The organism is Nocardia sp. N2S4-5, from assembly GCF_044628355.1.
Lineage (GTDB): Bacteria > Actinomycetota > Actinomycetes > Mycobacteriales > Mycobacteriaceae > Nocardia > Nocardia wallacei_B.
Genome location: NZ_JBIUPM010000001.1, coordinates 2895357 through 2915720, shown reverse-complemented (window position 1 = coordinate 2915720; position 20364 = coordinate 2895357). Strand labels below are relative to the sequence as shown.

Below are 20364 nucleotides of genomic sequence, written 5' to 3'. Positions count from 1 at the left end.
GGCCGCCGCGTTTCGGTTTTCGGGTGGCCGCCGAGGCGCCCGGACCGACCTGAGACAATGTGCGGGCCGTCATCGGCGGCCGAGCATGTCACGAGAAACGGAGTTTTCGCTTGAGCACGTCCGAGACGACCGTGCTGATCACCGTCACGGGCCCCGACAAGCCGGGCGTGACCTCGGTACTGCTGACCGCGTTGGCGCGCAACGGCGTGAGCCTGCTCGACGTCGAACAGGTCGTGATTCGCGGCCGACTGACCCTCGGCGTCCTGGTGAGTTGCCCTCGCGATCCGGAAGATCTGCAGGATCAGCTCGAGGACGCCATGGCCACGGTCGGCATGCAGGTCGACGTCGAGATCGGCGCGAATTCGGTGAGCGGCGCCCGGCTCTCGACCCACGCGGTGGTGGTGCTCGGCAGTCCCGTGACGGCGCGGGCGTTCAGCGTGATCGCGCGCAAGCTGGCCGAGCAGAACGTCAACATCGACTCGATCCGCGGCATCGCCGACTATCCGGTGATCGGTCTGGAATTGATGGTGACCGCGCCGACCGACCCGGCGGCGGAGACGGCGATGCGCACCGTGCTGTCGGTGGTGGCGGCGAAGGAGAACGTCGACGTCGCTGTCGAGCGCGCGGGTCTGGCGCGACGGGCCAAGCGGCTCATCGTGTTCGACGTCGACTCCACCCTCATCCAGGGCGAGGTGATCGAGATGCTGGCCGCGCACGCCGGCGTCGAGGACGAGGTCCGCAAGGTCACCGAGGCGGCGATGCGGGGCGAGATCGACTTCGCGGAATCGCTGCGGCAGCGGGTCGCGACGCTGGCCGGGCTGGACGAGGCGGTCATCGATGAGGTCGCCGAGGTCATCGAGCTGACGCCGGGCGCCCGCACCACGATCCGCACGCTGCGGCGGCTCGGCTTCCGCTGTGGTGTGGTGTCCGGGGGTTTCCGGCAGGTGATCGAGCCGCTGGCGCACGACCTGGAACTGGACTTCGTGCAGGCCAATACGCTCGAGGTGGTCGGCGGCAAGCTGACCGGCAAGGTGATCGGCGAGATCGTGGACCGGCCCGGAAAGGCCGTGGCGCTGCGCCGTTTCGCCGCCGAGGCCGGGGTGCCGATGGAGCAGACCGTCGCGGTCGGCGATGGCGCCAACGACATCGATATGCTCAACGCGGCCGGGCTGGGCATCGCGTTCAACGCCAAGCCCGCACTGCGCGAGGTCGCCGACGCCGCGCTCTCGCACCCGTATCTGGATGCCGTGCTGTTCATTCTCGGTGTCACCCGCGACGAGGTGGAGGCCGCCGACGCTCGCGACGGACTGCTGCGCCGGGTGCCGTTGACCTGAGTCTCCGTGAACGATTGCGAGAGCAGGGATTAGCTGGATGATCGCTCCGGCGCGGTGAAGATCGGCCGATGCGGGCCGCCGATACAGTCTGCCCTGAGTTTGCTCGAACGCCGGATCGATGACTGGAGAACAACGTGCGGATGCCCCTGCTGGTGTTGGTGTCGGGCCTCGCGCTGGTCGCGTGCGGAAACGATGATTCGGGGAACGCGGCGACGGATTCCGCTACGCCGCAGCCGGTTTCGTCGGACGTCCGGATCCCGCTCGGCGGGACGGCTCGCGTGCCCGTCCCGGCCGATGCCCGGATGGTGATCCTGGTCCCCTCCGCGTGGGGCGAGGCCGCCTCCGCGCTGCGCTGCACCGCTGTCGACACGACCACCGGACGGCAAGCCGAACTGCACCCAGCTCCCGCCGATCCCGGCGCCGCCGACTGGGTGCCGCTGTGGGCGATCTCGGCGGGCCCGACGGCGACGTTGGAGATCGGCTGCACCGACCCGCAATCGAAGGTGCCCGCGGACGGTGTACGGGACATCCGGGTGGAGCCGCGCGGCGCCTCCCCATCGCCCCCGGAGGTCGGGACGCCACTGACCGTCACCGGCGACTCCGACGGCAAGGAGATATCGCTCGCGCCCGGCCGTCGGCTCGAGGTGTCGCTCGCGGCCAACCCGAGCACCGGCTATCAATGGGAGCTGGACCCCCTCGACCCCGCCGTCCTCCAACAGACCGGCGACCCGGAATACCGCTCCGCCCCGGGCGCCGACACCGCCGTCGGCGTAGGCGGCACCTCGATCTGGCACTTCGTCGCCATAGCCCCCGGCAAGACCGAACTCCGCCTCGCCAACGCCCGCCCCTGGGAGCCGGGAATCGAACCAGCACAACGCTTCACCCTCCACGTGACCGTCACCAACTAACCCGCAAGCCACCATCCGCAGCGGGTCTTGACGCCCTGGCCATGGATAACTGTCGGCCGCGAATCCGGTCGGCTCGGCCGTGAGTGATTGTCGGTGGCGGGTCCCCGGCCACGCATGACTGTTGGTGGCGGATCTTGTCGGCCTGGCGGGGATTTGTCCGGCGCAGATCTGGTTGGCAGCGAGTCTTGACGTGAATGTCGCACGGCGGGCGGTGCCGGGGCGATGGGAATTTCGGGGTGGGTGCGCTCGCTGTAGGGGCGGGGCGTTCGTCGGGCGGCGATACGCTGAGCAGGGTTGTTCGCGTGATCGGAGTGAGGGTTGGGTGCGGTGGGTGTACGGGGAGCCCTGGGATGACCGATTCGGTTGATGCCGTGACGCGCGGGCTGGACGCGGGATTCATCGCGCGGCACGCGGAATTGGCGCAGGGATACGGCGGTGGCGGCGACCCGGACGACCCCGCGCTGGTGCAGGCGATGCAGATGGTGCTGCACGTGCCCAAGGTCGACCCGCCGGAACGCAGCGCCCTGCTGGCGGCCGCCGCCACGGCGGTGGTGCGGCTGTGCCTGGACCCACGGGTCGGTCCGGACGGGGAATGGGCCGACCGCTACCTGACGTGGAAGCGCTCCCGCATCCGCAAGGTAGCGCGGCGGGCGAGGGGCGCCCAGTGGCTGGCCGCGGGCGAGGTCGACGGCGTGACCGTCGAGATCGGCGGGGCGCAGGCGCGTGCCCTGGTGCCCGGCCCGGTCGGTGATATCGACCCGCGCATCCGGAAACTTCAGATCGGCGGCACCGACCTCGAGCCCGACGAGCCAGGTCCGCCCGATCCGGAGCTTCCGGTGCTATGGGTGAATTCGGATCTGGGTATGACTGTGGGCAAGGCCGCCGCACAGGTCGGGCACGCGAGCATGCTGCTGGCCGGTGAGCTGCCGGTGGAGTGGGCCTACGCCTGGTCACTGCGTGGCTTCCGGTGTTCGGTCCGCGACGCCGGTCCGCGGCAGTGGTCGGCGTTGTGCGACGAGGTTCGCCGGGGTTCGGCGACCGCCGTCCGCGACGCCGGTTTCACCGAGGTGGCGCCGGGTTCGACGACGGTGATAGCCGTCCCGCCCGGCACCGCGCCGGCGGCCTGACGTACCTGCGCCGAGCGGTCGACGCGGCGGCGTGATTGCGGCAGTATCGGGGCACGACTCGCGGAGGTGCGACGGATATGACGACACTGTGGATAGTGCTCGGTATCTGGGTCGTGTGCTCGATTCCGGTGGCGTTGCTGCTGGGCCGATTGTTCCGCCGCCCGCGTCCGCGCCCCGGCAGGAGTCCCGAATCACACCGTCACAACGACGATTTGGCACGCGGCCGGCCGCGCGGCCGACTATGACACTTAAGGTGCAAACCGACCACGTTGGGCGCGGTTCGAAGGCGTGGGCCAAGATGGAGCCCGTGCCGCAACCGGATCCCGATCTGCTCATCGACTTCAACGAGGTGACTGTCCGGCGCTCGGGTCACACCCTGGTGGGTCCCGTCAGCTGGCAGGTGGAACTAGACGAACGCTGGGTCGTGCTCGGCCCCAACGGCGCCGGCAAGACCTCACTGCTGCGGATGGCCGCCGCCGAGGTCCATCCGACGTCGGGCACGGCCAACCTCCTGGGCGAGGTGATAGGCCGGACCGACCTCACCGAACTGCGCCCGCGCATCGGGATGTCGTCGGCGGCCGTCGCCAGCCGGGTGCCGCTCGACGAGAAGGTCGGTGACCTGGTGGTGTCCGCGGGTTACGCGGTGATCGGGCGCTGGCGCGAGGAATACGCCGACATCGACACCGACCGTGCCATCGACATGCTGGAAAGCCTGGGCGCCGAACATCTTTCCGACCGCGCCTACGGCACCCTGTCGGAGGGCGAGCGCAAGCGGGTGCTGATCGCGCGGGCCCTGATGACCGATCCGGAGCTGCTGCTGCTCGACGAGCCGGCCGCGGGCCTGGACCTCGGCGGCCGCGAGGAACTGGTCGAGAAGCTCGGCGATCTCGCGGCCGACCCCGACGCCCCGGCGACGGTGCTCGTCACCCATCACGTCGAGGAGATCCCGCCCGGCTTCACCCACGCGCTGCTGCTGAACGAGGGCAGCGTGGTGGCCCAGGGACTGCTGGAGGAGGTGGTAACCGCGGAGAACCTCAGCGAGGCCTTCCGCCAGTCGATCACCCTCGACCGCATCGACGGCCGCTACTTCGCCCGCCGCTCACACCGCTTCGGCCGCCACCGCCACCGCCGCGGCTGAACGGGGTCGCGGCCTCGCCTGCGCTCACCGCCGTGAGTGCACGAGATCGGCGTTGCACCGGTTTGTCTGCGTTCACTGCTGTGAGTGCACGGGATCGGCGCTGCACCGACCTTGCCTGCGCACAGCGCCGCGAGTGCACGGGGATCGAACCGGCCTGCCTGTGCTTGTCCGGCCGGGCGTGGGCCTATCGGCTGCGGACATCCGGACGGCTGGGTGCGTTTTGTACGGCGCATACCTGTCGGCGGGCGGCGACCAAGCAGGCGTTAGGGTGCGAGATGTGAGCGAGACTGTTGCCGAGCCCGATTCGACGCCGCCGGAGCCGAGGGACGCGTCCACGGTGATGCTGGTGCGCGACGGCGCCTCCGGTCCCGAGGTGTTCCTGCAGCGGCGGGTGCAGGCGATGGCGTTCGCCGCGGGGATGACGGTGTTTCCCGGCGGCGGGGTGGACCCCTCCGACGCCCAGGCCGAAATCGCCTGGGCCGGACCCGATCCGGTGTGGTGGGGCCGGCGGTTCGGCACCGACGCGGCACGAGCGCAGGCGCTGGTGTGCGCCGCGGTCCGCGAGACGTTCGAGGAGTGCGGGGTGCTGCTCGCGGGACCGACGGCCGACACTGTCGTCTCCGACACCGCCGTCTATCGCGAGGCCCGCGGGCGGCTGGAACGCCGGGAACTGTCGCTGGGAACCTTTCTCGCCGAGGCGAACCTGGTATTGCGCGCGGATCTGCTGCGGCCCTGGGCGAACTGGATCACGCCGGTCGTCGAGGAACGCCGCTACGACACCCGGTTCTTCGTCGCCGTGCTGCCGACCGGCCAGCGTGCCGACGGTGCGACGTCCGAGGCGCACGAGGTCGCCTGGCGCACGCCCGCCGAATCGCTGCGGCGCTGGCGCGCGGGCCAGGACGTGCTGCTCCCGCCGACCTGGTCACAGCTGGTGATCCTCGGCGAATTCGATTCCACCGCGGACATTCTCGCCGCCGATCCGGTCATCGAGCCGATCCAGCCCGTGCTGGGAACGCTCGACGGCAAGCCCAGGCTGCAATTCCCGCACAACGACCGCTATTTCGCCGATCTGCCCGACGCTTCCCGGCTCCAAGGCTCGCGCCGTCCGAGCTGAGCGGCGTCCCGGCGGTTCGGGTCCGCCCACCGCCTCCGGAGCGGGCGTCGTTGCCCAGTAGGCTCCTGCCCCGTGGCCGAATACGTGACCGTGGACCGCGCCGAAGCGGGGATTGCCGTGCTGCGCTTCGCGCGGCCGCCGCTGAATCTGATCGACGTGCAGTCGGCGCTGGAGCTGGCCGAGGCCGCCGACCGGATCGCGGGGGACCCCGAGGTGCGGGCGGTGCTCGTCTACGGGGACGAGCGCGTGTTCAGCGCGGGAGACGAACTGGCGGAACTGGCCCGGCTCTCTCCCGACCAGGCGCGGGCCGTCGCGGGTGACCTGCAGCGGGCGCTCGGCTGCCTGGCCCGGCTGCCGCAGCCGACCGTCGCCGCGATCAGCGGGTACGCGCTCGGCGCCGGACTGGAACTGGCCCTGGGCGCCGATCGCCGGATCATCGGCGACAACGTCAAGCTCGGCCTGCCGCAGATCCACGCGGGCCTGATCCCCGTCGCCGGAATCCGGCGACTGAGCCTGCTGATCGGCCCGGCCCGCGCCAAGGACCTGGTGTACACCGGTCGTTTCGTGGAGCCCGAGGAGGCCGCGGCACTCGGCCTGGCCGACGAGATCGTCGCCCCCGACGACGTCTACACCGCCGCCCTGCGCTGGGCGCGGCGCTTCACCGAGGGCCCGGCCCGTGCGCTCGCCGCCGCCAAACGGGTCTTCGAGGCCGGTACGCACGGCCACGATCGGGCCCGCGCCGAGTGGTCGGAGCTGTTCGAAACCGAAGACCGCAGCATAGGAACACGTTCCTATTCGGCGTCGGGTCCGGGTTCCGCCGAATTCGTGGGCCGCTGATCTCGGCCCGCCGATCGCTCGAGTACGCTAGCGGACCATGACCGCACGTCCTGCTGACGACCCCGCGCCGAACCCGCACGCCACCGAGGCGGAGGTCCAGGCGGCGCTTGCCGACAACAAGCTGGCCCAGGTGCTGTATCACGACTGGGAAGCGGAGACCTACGACGACAAGTGGTCGATCTCCTACGACGAGCGTTGCATCGAGTACGCCCGTGGCCGCTTCGACGCGGTCGCGCCGAACGCGCCGCTGCCGTACGAACGCGCCCTGGAACTCGGCTGCGGCACCGGCTTCTTCCTGCTGAACCTGATGCAGGCCGGAGTCGCGAAACGCGGCTCGGTCACCGACCTGTCCCCGGGCATGGTGAAGGTGGCGCTGCGCAATGCCGAGCACCTCGGCCTGGAGGTGGACGGCCGGGTCGCCGACGCGGAGACCATCCCGTACGAGGACGATACCTTCGATCTCGTCGTCGGGCATGCCGTGCTGCACCACATTCCGGACGTGGAATTGGCGCTGAAGGAGTGCCTGCGGGTGCTCAAGCCGGGCGGGCGATTCGTCTTCGCGGGCGAGCCGACCACGGTGGGTAACCTGTACGCCCGCAAGCTGGGCCAGGTCACCTGGAAGGTCACCACCGAGGTCACCAAGCTGCCGTTCCTGCGGGAGTGGCGGCGTCCGCAGGAGGAACTCGACGAGTCCTCGCGCGCGGCCGCGCTGGAGGCCGTCGTCGACCTGCACACCTTCGATCCGGCCCAGCTGGAGGGCATCGCCCGCGCGGCCGGCGCCACCCAGGTGCACGCCGAGACCGAGGAGTTCGCCGCCGCCCTGTGGGGCTGGCCGGTGCGCACCTTCGAGGCCGCCGTCCCCGCGGAGAAGCTCAGCTGGCGCTACCGCCTCGCGCAGTACCGCGCTTGGCTGGGCCTGAGCTGGGTCGACGAGCGCGTCCTCAAGCACATCGTCCCCCGCCGCTTCTTCTACAACGCCATGATCACCGGCGTGAAGCCGCTCGCCTCCGGAAAGTAGTGCGTCCCAGCATCATTCGCCCAATAGGTGGGCCGTGAACGTGCCGTCGCGCCGCTCTCGGGACGAAGGACTGTCGGGAGCTGCGGTCGCCCGGCTGGTGCGGGTCGGCATCGGAAGTGGTTCAGGGCCTGTGGAATCGGCGGAGAGAAGCGGGCAGGAGTGGACCGCAGCGGGACATCGGAGTGACTCGGTGAGTGGGTACGCGCCCGGTGGCGAGTCGGCCGTCGCGGAGGGGAAGCGGTAGTGGGGTATCGGTTCTCGCCGGACGATGTCGCCTATTTGCGTAGTGGCCCTGGATGTTCCGCGCTGGGAGAGGTGGAGCGGCTCGCGTTGACGGCGGGGTCGCTGGTGGGCGATCTGGAGCGGGCGCGGCGTGACCACGGGGAGCGGGCGGCGGCACTCGTGGAGACCGTGCGGTTGCGGCGGCGGGCCGCGGCGAAGCTCGAGCGGCCGGGGGAGTGGCTGCTGACCGACGACGCCCTGCAACAGGCCACGCCGAGTGTGGTCGCGCGACACCGCGCACAGCGGCTGGCGGGCCGGGCCGTCCACGACGTGACCTGTTCGATCGGCGCGGAACTGGTTGCGCTGCAACAGGTCTGCCCGGCGGTGATCGGCAGCGACCTCGACGATGTCCGGCTGGCCATGGCGGCGCACAACCTGTCCGGGCCCGGGAACGTGCTGCTGGCCCGCGCCGACGCGCTCGCTCCGTGTACTTCCGGCACCGTGGTCGTCGCCGACCCGGCCCGGCGCGCGGACGGCCGCCGCACGCACGATCCCGCCAAGCTGCAACCGCCGCTGCCGGACCTGCTCGACGTCTATCGCGGCCGGGATCTGGTCGTGAAGTGTGCTCCCGGACTGGATTTCGACAGTATCGCGCCGCGCGGGACATGGGACGGCGAGGTGGAACTGGTCTCGCTGGACGGCGCCGTCCGGGAAGCCTGCCTGTGGTCGGCGGGCCTCGCCGAACCGGGCGTCACCCGCCGCGCCACGGTACTCGGCTCCGATGGCTCCTCCTGGTCCCTCACCGACGCCGAACCCGACGACATCCCCGACCGTGCGCCCGGCGAGTGGATCATCGATCCCGACGGCGCGGTGGTGCGCGCCGGACTGGTCCGCCACTACGCGGCGAAACACGCTCTGTGGCAATTGGATCCACGTATCGCCTACCTCACCGGCGACAGCGTCCCCGACGGCGTGCGCGGCTTCCGCGTCATCGACCGCCTCGACTTCCGCGAGAAGCCCCTCCGCGCCGAACTGCACCGACGCGACTGCGGCCCACTGGAAATACTCACCCGCGGAGTAGATCTCGACCCGGACGCCCTACGCGCCCGGCTCAAACCTCGCGGCACGCACCCCTACACGTTGGTGATCACCCGAATAGGCCGCGCCCCTACGGTTTTCCTCTGTGAGACTCCGTCGCCCCGTTGAGTCGCCGTTCTACTCGTCCGGCTTGAACGCGAACAGCTCGCCGATGCGGGTCGTCACGACCACATCGCCGTTGGCGCTCACCGCGGTGCCGACGGTCGTGCCCTGGGCGCCGGGGAGGGCCATGGAGGCGAGGGTATTGCCGTCGCTGGTGTCGAAGGTGACCAGGCTCAGCGAGTCGCCGAGCGGGGCTACCGCGTAACCGGTGTTTCCCGCGGTCTGTACCGGGCGGCCGCGCAGTGGCAGATCCTTACGCTCCCAGGCGATCTCGGCGCTGTCGCCGTTGTCGCGCAGTGCCAGCAGGTGGCCTTCGTCGCCGCCGGGGATCAGCAGCCCGTCCTGCGCCGAGACCGCGCCCTGGGGCGCGAAGCCCAGCGGCTGCGTCCATTTCGTGTGCCCGTCGGCGGCGTCGACGGCCAGCAGGCGGCCGCTGTTGTCGCCGACGTACACCGTCTCGCCGTCGCCGGACAGGGTCGGGCTGGTGGCGCTGCCGTCGGTGAGGATGTCGACGCTCCACTCCTGCCGGATCTGCTTGTCCGCGTAGCGCAGTGCGACCAGCGCGCCGGTGGTCGTGCCGGGCCGTCGCACGGTGAGATAGAAGCGGCCGGAGTTCTGTTCCAGCGCCGACACATTCGCGACCGGGCACTGCGGACCGCCGGTGGGGCAGTCGCCGACGCCCTCGCCGTCCGGCGGCCGCGGCAGGCCCGGTTGGCGCAGGAAGTCGGGCTCGCCCAGGGTCTGGAAGGTGGCGGCCGCCAGATTCCCGGTCTGCCGTTCGACCACGTCGATCTGTCCGGACTGGGTCACCGACAGCACGTTGCCGTCGCTGGTGAACTGCACCGACACCGGCACGCCCGCGACCGGGGTGCGCCAGCGTGGCTGTCCGAGCGCGTTGAAGGAGAACAGGCCGCCGTTGTCGCCGACGTAGACGTTGTCCAGCCCGTCGACCGCCGCGCCCGCCGCGGCGACGTCCGGCCCCATGGCATTGCAGAACCGCTTGCGCCCCGTCGGCATCTGCAGGGACACGATCGCGCCGGTGGCGCCCGGCGTGCCGACACAGTCGGTGGCGAGGCGCGTGGTGACGAACATCTGCCCGCCGGGTCCGATGATGGTCGGCGTCGCCGCGGGTCCGCCGAGCGGCCGGGCCCAGCGCGCGACCAAGTGTCGCGACCCGGTGACTGGGCTGGCGCCGCTGTTGCGGGCGTCGTGATACGCCACCGGCCAGCCCTTGCCCGGACCCACCTTGATGTCGTCCAATGTGGTGCTGCCGCAGCCGGTCAGCGCGAGCAGGCCGCAGGCGCCCGCCAGCGCGGCCGCACGGCGCGCGGTACGTCGTGCGCGCGCGGGACGGCGCAACGCCGCGCGGTGATCTGTGGCTGTCCCCCGGTCGTGCTCGCTGCGCGGGGATCGCCGGTTGCCGCTTCGCACCTGCTGGACTCCCATCTGCTTGTACGGGCCTGCACGAGACTAGAACATCGACCCCGCTACCACCGGGCTGGGTGAGCCCGGCCGCGACCGTGTCCGCCGCCGGGATTTCTCCGAGGGCAGCGGGTGCCCGGGCGCGGGGCGAAAGTACCCTGGTACCTCGACGACGACACCGCTGGACGACCGCGGTCGCCCGCTGGACTCTAGGGAGCAAAGTTCGTGACGAGCATGTGGGGCGCACCGTTGCACTCGCGATGGCGGGGGTCGCGCCGGCAGGACCCCGAGCAGGCGCGTTTCCTGACCATGGCATCGCTGCGCTGGGTGCTCGCCAACCGCGCCTACACACCCTGGTACCTGGTGCGGTACTACCGGTTGTTCAAGTTCCGGCTGACCAATCCGCACATCGTGCTGCGCGGCATGGTCTTCCTGGGCAAGCGGGTGGAGATCCACGCGACGCCGGAGCTGAGCCGCATGGAGATCGGCAAGTGGGTGCACATCGGCGACGGCAACGCCATCCGCTGCCACGAGGGCTCGCTGCGCATCGGCGACAAGGTGGTGTTCGGCAAGGACAATGTCGTCAACACCTACCTCGACATCGAGATCGGCGAATCCACGCTGGTCGCCGACTGGTGCTACATCTGCGACTTCGACCACCGCATGGACGACATCACGCTGCCGATCAAGGACCAGGGCATCGTGAAGAGTCCGGTGCGCATCGGCCCCGACACCTGGATCGCGGCCAAGGTGACCGTGCTGCGCGAGACCCGGGTCGGCCGCGGCTGCGTGCTCGGCGCGCACGCGGTGGTCAAGGGCGACATCCCCGATTACGGCATCGCCGTCGGCGCGCCCGCGCGAGTGGTCAAGAACCGCAAGGAGGCGTGGGAGGCCGGAGCGGCGGAGCGCGCGAAATACCTGGCGGCGCTGGAGGACATCGAACGCAAGAAGAACGGGGTCGGCGCGCCGCAGGCCGGCTGACACTCCGAACCTGTCGGAGGCCGCGAGTACGGTCTGCCCCATGAACCGGTACGCCGCCCTGCTACGCGGGATCATGCCCAGCAACCCGAACATGCGCAACGAGAGGTTGCGGAGCGTGTTCGAGGGGCTGGGCTTCGAGGCGGTGGGCTCGGTGCTGAGCAGCGGCAACGTGGTATTCGGCAGTCCCGAATCCGATGCTGCCGCACTGGAATCACGCATCCAGAAGGCACTGAACGCCGAGCTGGGCATCGGCGGCGGCACGATCCTCCGCAGCCGTGCGGAGCTGCGCGCACTGGTCGATTCCGACCCCTTCCCGGGGCTGACCCACGGGCGCGGCACCTACCTCACGGTGACATTCCTGAAAGACCGCGCGGCGGCCGCACCGGACGCGCTCCCGGCGGGACTGGCTCCCGCGGTACGCATCGTCGGGTACGACGAGGCGGCCGCGGCCGTGCTCGCCGTCATCGACAACACGGCGAGCACCACGCCCGATCACATGGCGTGGCTGGAAACCGTGTACGGCAAGGACATCACCACCCGCACCTGGCTGACGGTGCAGAAGGTACTGGCGAAGCTCTGACGCCTCGCCCGCGATATCCCCTCCGGCAACAGCTTTCGGGGAAGTAGACATCGGCCGGTCCGGACGGACCGATGGGAACACGGCCGGTACGGCGTGTAATCGATGATTACCGAGGAGTGCACCTCGGGGGGCCGCGATCAATTCTCGATCGCGGATAGCGGTTGACCACTCATATCCATCGGGAATCGCAGGGGGAATCACGATGAAGGCCGTTCCGCGTGCTCTGCGCGCCATGCTCATCCTCACCATGTCCGCTCTCGTGGCCGGTTCCGCAGCCACCACCCCGGCAACCGCCGAACCGGTCCCACCCTCACTACTGACCGCCCCGAAACAGCTGAGCGTGAACACGCACGGCTCGATCCGTCAAGTCATTCCCGCCCAGGCGATTCCGGCCCCACCGACCCGAGGCGACGACCCGGCCCGCCTGGACAGCCCCGGGTATTCGGCCGTCCCTGGGGTTTCAATGGGTCCTGGTGGTCCGGTTAGCTATGGATATTCGGAGGGGGGTTCGATCGCCCCTGACGCTTCGGGTGGCCCCGGGGCCGCGGCGGCGCATGCCGGTGAAATCAAGCAATTGTTCGGTGCCGCAGGCGGTCTCGTGGTGGCGACGGTGTCGAGGCGAGCGGGTGGCAGTACGGTGCGGCTTGCTCAGCGGATCGCGGGCATTCCCGTCGATGGCGCCCGTGTCGCACTGGCGCTGCGGGCCGACGGCAGTCTGTTGTCCGCGACAGGTGCGCTGTCGGAACGCACGAGCGGCGAATACCCGCCGGACGGAACCGTGCCCAGCGCCGCCGCGCGCCGGAGCGCCGTGGCGCAGGCGGCCGACCTGTCGAGGCGGCCCGCCGAAGAGGTACGGATACACGCGGAATCGGCGTCGTGGTTCGACCCGACCCTCACAGACGACGGTGGTGGAAGCGACACTGACGCCGTCGACGGCCATGGCCACGGTCCCGACCACCGAGACCGCTGCGATGAGCGTGCGGGCCACGGAGAGGGGTGTGGCCGGGTGCGTAAGGCCGTCGAGGCCGTCCGCATCCCGCTGCTCGCGAACCGGGTCTGAAGCTCCGGCCCGCCATCGGGCCGGATTTCGCCCGCTTCGCCGCGGGCGTCGATTGGTAATATCTCCCGCAACCGAGAGGACCCCCAGTGACCACTGCCCCACTCGAAGACCGCGTGACCAACCTGGAGCGGCTGTCCGCCACCAATGCGTCCGCCTCCCAGGTGGCAGAACTCCGCGTCCGAGCCGACCAACGCCACGATGCCGTCCTGGAAGAATTCGGCCTGGTCCGCGGCGACATCGCCGCCCTCCAACAGGACGTCTCGGCGATAAAGCAAGACATCGCAGCCATGCAGCACGATGCCGCGAACATGCAGCATGACATTGCGACGATCCTGGTCCGATTGGATGGGCACGATGCCCGATTCGATGCCGTCGACGCGCAGTTCGATGGTGTTGACGCGCGGTTCAATGCTGTCGACGCTCGATTCGATGCCATCGATACCAGGTTCAGTGGTGTCGAAGCCAGGCTCGACGCCGTCGAAGTCCGGCTCGATGGTGTGGACGCCACCTTGAAAACCCACACGGAGATGCTGAACAAGATCATTGCCTTGCTGTCTCCGCCGAATTAGTGCCATCCGGACAACAGTTCTCGGTACGGCATGGGGGTGCACACCTGTGTGCGGGCGCGAGAACTGTTGTCCGGTAAGCACGAACGAACCCTCCGGCGCGTGGTGGCGGCGGAGGGCTCGGGAGTGACGGTCAAGCTGCGCGGCGTTCCGAACCCGACGGCGGCGGCACGGCGGCGGACTTCTCGGCCTCGGTGAAGCCCGGACGGCCGGTACCGATGAAGGCCACCAGCCAGGACACCACCGCGACGAAACGGTTGCGGAAGCCGACCAGGTAGAACAGGTGGACCGCGAGCCAGGTCATCCACGCGAGGAAACCGGTGAACTTCACCTTGTCGTTGAGCTTGGTGACCGCGCTGAACCGGCTGATCACCGCCATGGAACCCTTGTCCCAGTAGACGAACGGAGTGCCCGGTTGCTTCTTGCGGCGAATGATGTCGGCGACGTGGCGTCCCTCCTGCATCGCCGTCGGCGACTGCCCGGGGTAGCCGTTGAGCGAGGTCATGTCGCCGATGGCGTAGATATCGGCGTGCCCGCCGACGGTGCAGTCCGGGTTGATCAGCAGCCGCCCGGCCCGATCGGTCTCGCATCCGGTGGCCTCGGCCAGCATCCGCGCGAAACCGCCGGCCTGCACACCCGCCGACCACACCACGGTCTCCGCGCCGATACCGCGCTCGACACCGTCCTTCGTCTTGACCGTCACCTTCCCGGCCTCGATGTCGGTGACGAACGTGTCCAGCAGCACCTCGACGCCGTTGCGGGCCAACGACTCCCGCGCGTACTCCGACAGGCTGCCCCCGAACGGCGGCAGCACCGCCGGCGCGCCCTCCACCAGCGACACCGAGATCTCCTGGTGGTAGTGCCGTTTCGCGAGTTCCTTGAGCTGGCCGGCGACCTCGACACCGGTCGGCCCCGCGCCGACCACCACGAAGCTCAGCAGCCGTTCCCGCGAGTCGGGATCGGCCGTCGCCGCCTCGGTGAACACGCGCTCGATCTGCGCGCGCAACCGCTTGGCGTCGTCGATCGTCTTCAGCGAGAACGTCTTGCGAGCGAAATCGTCGCGCCCGAAGTAGGACTGGTTGGCGCCGGTCGCGGCGATGAGCGAGCCGTAGCGGATCCGGCGCGGGCCGTCCGTAGTCTCGTAGGTGAGCACCGCGTCCTCGGCGTCGATGTCGACGACCTTGCCCAGGCGCACATCGGCGCCCTTGTGACGGTGCAGAATTCCCGCGATCGGCGGCGCGATATCCGTGCTGGGCAGCACACCGGTCGCTACCTGATAGAGCAGCGGCTGGAACAGGTGCTCGGGCGTGCTCGAGATGAGTACGTAGTTGACCCCCGACTTGCTCAGCTGCTTCGCGGCGGCGAGTCCGCCGAAGCCCGAGCCGACGATGACGACCTCAGCGGTTTCGATCCCCGCATCCACGTGTTGCATGACAGCCTCCTTCTGTCATTACTAACCGTGATTCGTAATCCAGATGTTCCAGGGGTCAGGGCGCATAATTTAGATGAGTCTTATCTCGTTCGGTCATGAATGGAGATCTTGATGGAACTGCGGCAGCTGTCCTACTTCGTTGCTGTCTGCGAGGAACTCAGCTTCAGCCGAGCCGCGCAGCGGTGCTTCATATCGCAATCAGCTATAAGTCATCAGATCGCCAGGCTCGAACATGATCTTGGTGTGCAGCTCTTCGAGCGCTCCACACGATCGGTGGTACCGACAGACGCAACGACGCGGCTACTTCCCCTTGCGAAGCAAATGCTGAGCCTCGAATCGGCCATTCGCGCAGCTGTGCGGTCCTCCGGCCCGCGAATTCGCTTGGCCGCCAACATGTCCTTCGCAACAAGATCACTCTCGGCCATCGCGGGTGCGCGGGAGGCACATCCGGGCGCGGAGATCGAGTTCGTGATCAAGCCGTTCCGGCAGCGCATCGCCGCGGTGGCGGACGGCGATTGTGATCTTGCCCTCATTCGCGGCCGGGTCGATCAGCCGGGTCTGACGGTCGAGAAACTCTGGGTGGAGGACCTCGTGATCGCCGTCTCGACGGCTCACCCACTGGCCGGTCGCGATGACGTGACGCTCACGGAATTGGGAAACTATCCGCTGCTCCTGCCCCCGGAACAGGAACAGGTTCTGTTGCACAACGTGGTCCGGCGCGCGTTCGCGGACCTGCCCGCCCCGCCGACCTACGGCCCGCCGATCCCGCCCGACCACACCGCCACCATGGAACTGATCAACCGCCCCGACGCGTGGACCATCCTCTACGCCGACACCCCCGCCGAGGGCATCGCCGGACTGCGGCTCTCGGGCCGCCCGCTGCGGGTGCCGGTCTCGGCGGTGCTGCGCAGCGACCTCCGCCCGTCACCCATCCTCACCACGCTGCTGGCGGCATTGCACAGCGCGTGACGACTACACGCGCAGCGGCGGTGACTTCGGGAAGGTGACCGGCAGCGCCGTCAGCGCGCGATGGAAAGGCCCGGGCCGCCAGGTCAATTCGTCGTCGCGCACCGCCAGCTGCAACTCCGGCAGCGCGTCGAGCAGCTGATCGATGGCGTCCTGCGCGACCAGGTAGGCCACCGAACGGGCCGGACAGGAGTGCGGCCCGACGCTCCACGCCAGATGCGAACGATTGTCGGTGAACTCGCGCACCCCGACTGCGGGGTCGTTGTTGGCCCCCGACATGCTGATGATCACCGGATGGTTCGCGGGCAGCCAGACATCATCGATCAGCACCGGCTGACGCGGGTAGGTGACGCAGTAGTTCGCCATCGGCGGGTCGGTGAACAGCACCTCGTCCAGCGCGTCGCGCGTCGACAGGCTGCCGCCCAGCAGGTTTCCCGCGAAGCGGTCGTCGGTCATCATCAGCAGCAGCGTGTTCACGATGAGGTTCTGCTGGGGTTCGATGCCCGCGCCGTAGAGGGTGATCAGCTGGTGGATCATCTCCGTGTCGTCGAGACCGACCGGGTGAGCCAGCAGCCGCGAGACGATGTCGTCGCCCGGGTGGGCTCGCTTGAGCGCGACCAGCTCGATCAGCGCCTGGGTGAGCATCGCGTTGCCGCGCTCGGCCTCGACGAGCTCGAACATCATCGCCATACCCTGCGCCACGCGCTGCCCGATCTCGGCGGGGCAGCCCAGCATCACGTTGAGCACCTCGAACGACAGCGGGAAGGCGTAGTCGTGGATCAGCTCGGCCGAGCCACTCTCACAGAACGTGTTGATCAGCCGGACCGCGATGCGCTCGACGGTGCTGTGCGTCGCGTGCAGATCCACCGCATCGATCGCCGCGACGTTGGCCTGGCGATACCGCTCGTGCTCGGCCCCCGCGTTGCGGAGCGCGTTCGCGCGCCACTCCAGCATCGGCATGATGGGGGAGTCGGCCGGCGCGGACTGCTGCCAGGCGCGGGGGTCGGCCGGAAAGTGCTCGGGGTCGTTGAGGATCCGCACCGCCGTCCGGTATCCGATGACGAGCGTGGCCGGCACGCCCGGCGCCAGATCGACCGGCACCAGCGACCCGTAGCGCCGCCGCATGTCCCGATAGGCCGCGTGGGGATCGGCGGCGAATTCGGGGACGTGCAGCGGAACCCGCGGGCCGTCGGTGTCGATCGGGGAGCCGTGACGCACCGGGCACCCCTGGGCCTGTGCCGGTGGCCGGGTCAACCCTGCGACTCCAACCGCTGAAACAGGAATTCGACGAGGGTGATGAGCGACCGCAGACACGGGCCGCGGTCGCGGGCGTCCAGGGCCGTCAGCGGAGTGTCGGGCTCGAGGTCCAGCGCTTCCCGAATCTCGTGCAGCGGAAAGCGTTGCGCGCCCTCGAACTCGTTGACCGCGACCGAGTACGGCACCCCGCGCTCCTCGAGCACCGCGAGCACCTCGTCGGCCTTATCAATGCGCCGGGTGTCGACGAGTACCAGCGCGCCGAGCGCACCGCGGGACAGCTCCTCCCACAGGGGTAGGAACCGCCGCTGCCCGGGTGTGCCGAAAAGGTACAGCGCCAGTTGGGGATTCAGCGTGATGCGGCCGAAGTCCATGGCGACGGTGGTGGTCACCTTGCCCGGCAGGTCGGCCATGTCGTCCACACCGATGCTGGCCTCGGTGATGGTCTCCTCGGTACGCAGCGGCCGGATCTCGGACACGCTGTTCACGAACGTGGTCTTACCGACGCCGAAATTACCCGCCACCAACAGTTTGACCGACCGGGTGACGGTTTCGGGCACATAGTCGACGGTGCGTTCGGTGAGGGCAGACGGGCGCTCAGACGGCGAGAGCGCGGAGCCCATTGAGTACCTCCTCCAGCAAGGCGAGTTCCGGAACCTGGTCGGCGGGTGCCGGATTGACCAGATGGCCGCTGTCCAACAGATCGGATGCGATGATCTTGACCACCGAGGGCGGAAGATCGAGATAAGCGGCGATCTCGGCGATCGACAGGGCGCCGCGCCGGCTGCACACGCTCATCACCCGCCGCCCGTCCGGGCTCAGCCCCGGCGGCGGGTCCTGCGCCACCACGACCAGGGTGACGAGATCGAGCAGCCGGGTCGCGCGCGAGCGTCCACCCGTGCGCACATACGCCCGTACCAGGTCGGGGTCGCGACGATGCCTGCTCATATCACCGCCTCGCTCGCGCTCGGCGTCATCACGAGCAGGCGCCGGGCTGTGCCGTCAGTTCGCTCGCTGCGCGCTCCCATGGCCCGCTACCGCGTGCGCGGCAGGCTGCCGAGTTCGCGGCCCACCCGCGCCGCGAGCTCGTTCATCCGATGCGCGACCAGACTGACGTCCACCTGTGAGGTGGTGGATACGCCGATCAGCGCGCCTTCCCCGGCGGCGGTAATGAAGATCATCCCGTCGTCGTATTCGGTCATGTTCTGCCGCACCGAGTTCGCGGCGCCGCAGAATTCACCGAGCGCCTTGCCCAGCGACCGCAGGCCGGAAGCCGCGGCGGCGAATCGTTCGGCGTCGTCGATGGAGATCTCGCCGATCTGCGCGATCCGCAGGCCGTCTTCGGAGAGCAGGACGGCGAAGCGGACGCCGGGAACGTTGAGGTCCTCGAGCATCCAGGCCAGTTTGTTGCCGTCACTGACGGCTGTACCGGGTGTGCCCATCAGGATGTCATCCCTTCGGTGTTTTCGTGCGTGGCGGAGGTGCGGCCGCTCTGGGTGCCGCTCTGCCACGCGGCGGCGATATCGGGGCGGGGGAGTTCGGTATCGGTGTCCGGCCCACGCGACAGCGTGGACACCGACACGGTCCGGCGCCGGCGACGCGGCAACCCGCCCGGGGTGATTTCGTGGACGGTCGATATGGATTCGGATTCGTCCTCGGCTTCGTTCGCTGTCACAAACTGATCATCCGTCGCTGCGGCGTGCGCGCCGCTGGTGGTCAGAGGCCGCGGGCCCGATGCGGTGGCCCGGATGTCGTCCGTCCCGCCCGTACGCAATCCCTCCGTCGTCACCGTGTGTGCTCCGCCCGTCATCCGGACGGGGGCCTGGCCGGAATCCGCGGTCTCCCGGTCGAATCCGTGTCGTGCCGACGGTGAGGTCGCCGGCTCGGGTGCCGCGGAGATCATCGGCGGCGTGCTGGTCTCGACCTCCGGAGTGGAGGATTCGCGCGGGGCCAGCAGCGCCTCGGGGACGTAGACCATGGCCCGCATGCCACCGTAGGTGTTGGGTCCGTCGATGTACACGGTGAACCCGTAGCGGCGGGCCAGTGCGGCGATACCCGGGAAACCCACCCGTGGAGCGGGGCCGAGCTGGTGGATGTCGACCACGCGCTCGCCGGCGAGGACCTGCCGGGCCTCTTCCATCTGTTCGGCGTTCATGCGCACACCGGCGTCGTCGACGATCACGGTGACGCCGTGGTGACCTTCCTGGAAGGTGACGTCGACGAACGAGGTAGGCGGCGAGTAGCGCAGCGCGTTGTCCAGCAGCGTGGCCAGCGTGTGCACCAGCGGTTCCACCGCGCGGCTGATCACGACGCGGTCGAGCTGGTGCGGCCGCACCCGGGTGAAGTCGCGAACACGGCCGACCGCGCCACCGACGACATCGGTGAGCGCCTGCTGTGGCCAGCGGCGACCGGGCAGGCCACCACACACGATCACGTAGGACTGCGCCTGCCGGATCATCTGCTGGACGCTGTGGTCGATGCGGGTCAGCGTTTCGTACACATCGTCACCGCGGTGCTCGCGCAGCGCGGTGCTCACCACCTGGCTCACGTCGGCGCCGAGGCTGACCACCGAGGTGCCGAAGGCACGCACCGCGGCGCTGGTCGCCTCGCGGGCGGCGTTCTCGGTATCGGTGCGGGCCTTGGCCTCGGCCCGGGCGGCCGCCTGCTGCGCCTCGTAGTCGGCTTCGCGGCGGGCCCGGTCGCGGGTCTCGGCCTGCATCATGCGGAGATCACCGATATAGCGCTCGCCGAGCGCGTGCAGCAGCTGCCCTAGGCGGGTCTGCCCGCCGGCGACCGGTATCTCCACCGTCACCTCGGACCGGCGTACCGCATCTGCCACGTAGGGCATGGTGCTGGTGGTGAACTGTTCGAGTTCGTCCTCTTGCCCGCGCAGTGCCTGTTCGGCCGTCTCGGCGCGAGAGCGCTGATGTACGGCGTAGTACGCCGCATACAGCGCCGCCGCGACGGCCAATATGAGAACTGCAGCGAGGATCCACGAAATCGTCACGGCGGTAGATTGATTCATCAGGTTCCCTTGTTGCCGGCTGCCCGGCCGCCTCGTCCTTCCTCAACTCGCCGACCACCAGACACCAGGGCCGGATGACGCTCACGTGGGCACCGGCTCGAAGTTGCTTACCGGACAGTAGGTTTCGATTTCGAAATCCTGCCCGAGCGGGCCGTATTCGGCCCCAGTGCCCGACGACGG

At 69.3% G+C, this 20364-nt stretch carries 20 protein-coding genes; 13 read left to right on the top strand and 7 right to left on the bottom strand.

Annotation, left to right across the window (positions count from 1 at the left end):
* The first annotated feature begins 110 nt into the window (after positions 1-110).
* The 8 genes from serB to ACFMRZ_RS13040 all read left to right on the top strand — a co-directional run bounded on the left by serB (position 111) and on the right by ACFMRZ_RS13040 (position 8904).
* Entirely contained in the window at positions 111-1334 is a 1224-nt protein-coding gene (gene serB, locus ACFMRZ_RS13075) for a phosphoserine phosphatase SerB (RefSeq protein WP_400179358.1), read from the top strand.
* A 140-nt stretch (positions 1335-1474) separates the two neighbouring features.
* Positions 1475-2242, top strand: a complete 768-nt coding sequence (locus ACFMRZ_RS13070) for a protease inhibitor I42 family protein (protein WP_400182847.1) — start codon at positions 1475-1477, stop codon at positions 2240-2242.
* Between the two features lie 350 nt (positions 2243-2592).
* Positions 2593-3369 (top strand): peptidyl-tRNA hydrolase, encoded by a 777-nt coding sequence (locus ACFMRZ_RS13065; protein WP_400179357.1) that lies wholly within the window; start codon positions 2593-2595, stop codon positions 3367-3369.
* 298 nt (positions 3370-3667) lie between these two features.
* Positions 3668-4507, top strand: coding sequence for an ABC transporter ATP-binding protein (locus ACFMRZ_RS13060; RefSeq protein ID WP_400182846.1), 840 nt, complete (start codon positions 3668-3670; stop codon positions 4505-4507).
* A gap of 340 nt (positions 4508-4847) precedes the next feature.
* Positions 4848-5621 (top strand): NUDIX hydrolase, encoded by a 774-nt coding sequence (locus tag ACFMRZ_RS13055; RefSeq protein WP_400182845.1) that lies wholly within the window; start codon positions 4848-4850, stop codon positions 5619-5621.
* A 72-nt stretch (positions 5622-5693) separates the two neighbouring features.
* On the top strand, positions 5694-6458 hold the full coding sequence (locus ACFMRZ_RS13050; RefSeq protein WP_280275553.1) for an enoyl-CoA hydratase-related protein: 765 nt from the start codon (positions 5694-5696) through the stop codon (positions 6456-6458).
* Between the two features lie 37 nt (positions 6459-6495).
* Positions 6496-7476 carry a class I SAM-dependent methyltransferase gene (locus ACFMRZ_RS13045; protein ID WP_280370266.1) on the top strand — a complete coding sequence of 327 codons (981 nt, stop codon included), beginning with the start codon at positions 6496-6498 and terminating at the stop codon, positions 7474-7476.
* A gap of 243 nt (positions 7477-7719) precedes the next feature.
* A complete protein-coding gene (locus ACFMRZ_RS13040) occupies positions 7720-8904 on the top strand; it encodes a class I SAM-dependent methyltransferase (protein ID WP_400179356.1) in 1185 nt (394 codons plus the stop codon).
* Between the two features lie 9 nt (positions 8905-8913).
* On the opposite strand, the gene ACFMRZ_RS13035 is transcribed toward ACFMRZ_RS13040, so the two are convergent.
* Positions 8914-10329, bottom strand: coding sequence for a PQQ-binding-like beta-propeller repeat protein (locus tag ACFMRZ_RS13035; protein ID WP_400179355.1), 1416 nt, complete (start codon positions 10327-10329; stop codon positions 8914-8916).
* A 216-nt stretch (positions 10330-10545) separates the two neighbouring features.
* Between ACFMRZ_RS13035 and ACFMRZ_RS13030 the strand changes: the two genes are divergently transcribed.
* The 4 genes from ACFMRZ_RS13030 to ACFMRZ_RS13015 all read left to right on the top strand — a co-directional run bounded on the left by ACFMRZ_RS13030 (position 10546) and on the right by ACFMRZ_RS13015 (position 13510).
* Positions 10546-11301 carry an acyltransferase gene (locus ACFMRZ_RS13030; protein ID WP_400179354.1) on the top strand — a complete coding sequence of 252 codons (756 nt, stop codon included), beginning with the start codon at positions 10546-10548 and terminating at the stop codon, positions 11299-11301.
* 40 nt (positions 11302-11341) lie between these two features.
* Positions 11342-11881 (top strand): DUF1697 domain-containing protein, encoded by a 540-nt coding sequence (locus ACFMRZ_RS13025; protein ID WP_400179353.1) that lies wholly within the window; start codon positions 11342-11344, stop codon positions 11879-11881.
* 610 nt (positions 11882-12491) lie between these two features.
* The gene (locus tag ACFMRZ_RS13020; RefSeq protein WP_400179352.1) at positions 12492-12941 is read left to right on the top strand and encodes a hypothetical protein; all 450 of its coding nucleotides are present in this window, start codon (positions 12492-12494) and stop codon (positions 12939-12941) included.
* A gap of 86 nt (positions 12942-13027) precedes the next feature.
* Positions 13028-13510 (top strand): hypothetical protein, encoded by a 483-nt coding sequence (locus ACFMRZ_RS13015; RefSeq protein ID WP_400179351.1) that lies wholly within the window; start codon positions 13028-13030, stop codon positions 13508-13510.
* A 130-nt stretch (positions 13511-13640) separates the two neighbouring features.
* Here ACFMRZ_RS13015 and ACFMRZ_RS13010 read toward each other — a convergent pair whose 3' ends face one another.
* Positions 13641-14939: an NAD(P)/FAD-dependent oxidoreductase gene (locus ACFMRZ_RS13010; RefSeq protein WP_400179350.1), complete on the bottom strand. Its 1299-nt coding sequence runs from the start codon at positions 14937-14939 to the stop codon at positions 13641-13643.
* A gap of 111 nt (positions 14940-15050) precedes the next feature.
* On the opposite strand from ACFMRZ_RS13010, the gene ACFMRZ_RS13005 reads away from it, so the two are divergent.
* Entirely contained in the window at positions 15051-15908 is an 858-nt protein-coding gene (locus ACFMRZ_RS13005; protein WP_187687464.1) for a LysR family transcriptional regulator, read from the top strand.
* A 3-nt stretch (positions 15909-15911) separates the two neighbouring features.
* Here the strand turns inward: ACFMRZ_RS13005 and ACFMRZ_RS13000 are convergent, their stop codons facing one another.
* The 5 genes from ACFMRZ_RS13000 to ACFMRZ_RS12980 form a co-directional block, all read right to left on the bottom strand.
* A complete protein-coding gene (locus ACFMRZ_RS13000) occupies positions 15912-17123 on the bottom strand; it encodes a cytochrome P450 (protein ID WP_400179349.1) in 1212 nt (403 codons plus the stop codon).
* A gap of 32 nt (positions 17124-17155) precedes the next feature.
* Positions 17156-17782, bottom strand: coding sequence for an ATP/GTP-binding protein (locus tag ACFMRZ_RS12995; protein ID WP_187687466.1), 627 nt, complete (start codon positions 17780-17782; stop codon positions 17156-17158).
* A complete protein-coding gene (locus ACFMRZ_RS12990) occupies positions 17757-18107 on the bottom strand; it encodes a DUF742 domain-containing protein (RefSeq protein WP_280275564.1) in 351 nt (116 codons plus the stop codon). The genes ACFMRZ_RS12995 and ACFMRZ_RS12990 overlap by 26 nt, the downstream gene beginning before the upstream one ends.
* An 86-nt stretch (positions 18108-18193) precedes the next feature.
* Positions 18194-18601, bottom strand: a complete 408-nt coding sequence (locus tag ACFMRZ_RS12985) for a roadblock/LC7 domain-containing protein (protein WP_280275565.1) — start codon at positions 18599-18601, stop codon at positions 18194-18196.
* Entirely contained in the window at positions 18601-20166 is a 1566-nt protein-coding gene (locus ACFMRZ_RS12980; RefSeq protein WP_400179348.1) for a sensor histidine kinase, read from the bottom strand. The genes ACFMRZ_RS12985 and ACFMRZ_RS12980 overlap by 1 nt, the downstream gene beginning before the upstream one ends.
* Positions 20167-20364 lie beyond the last annotated feature (198 nt).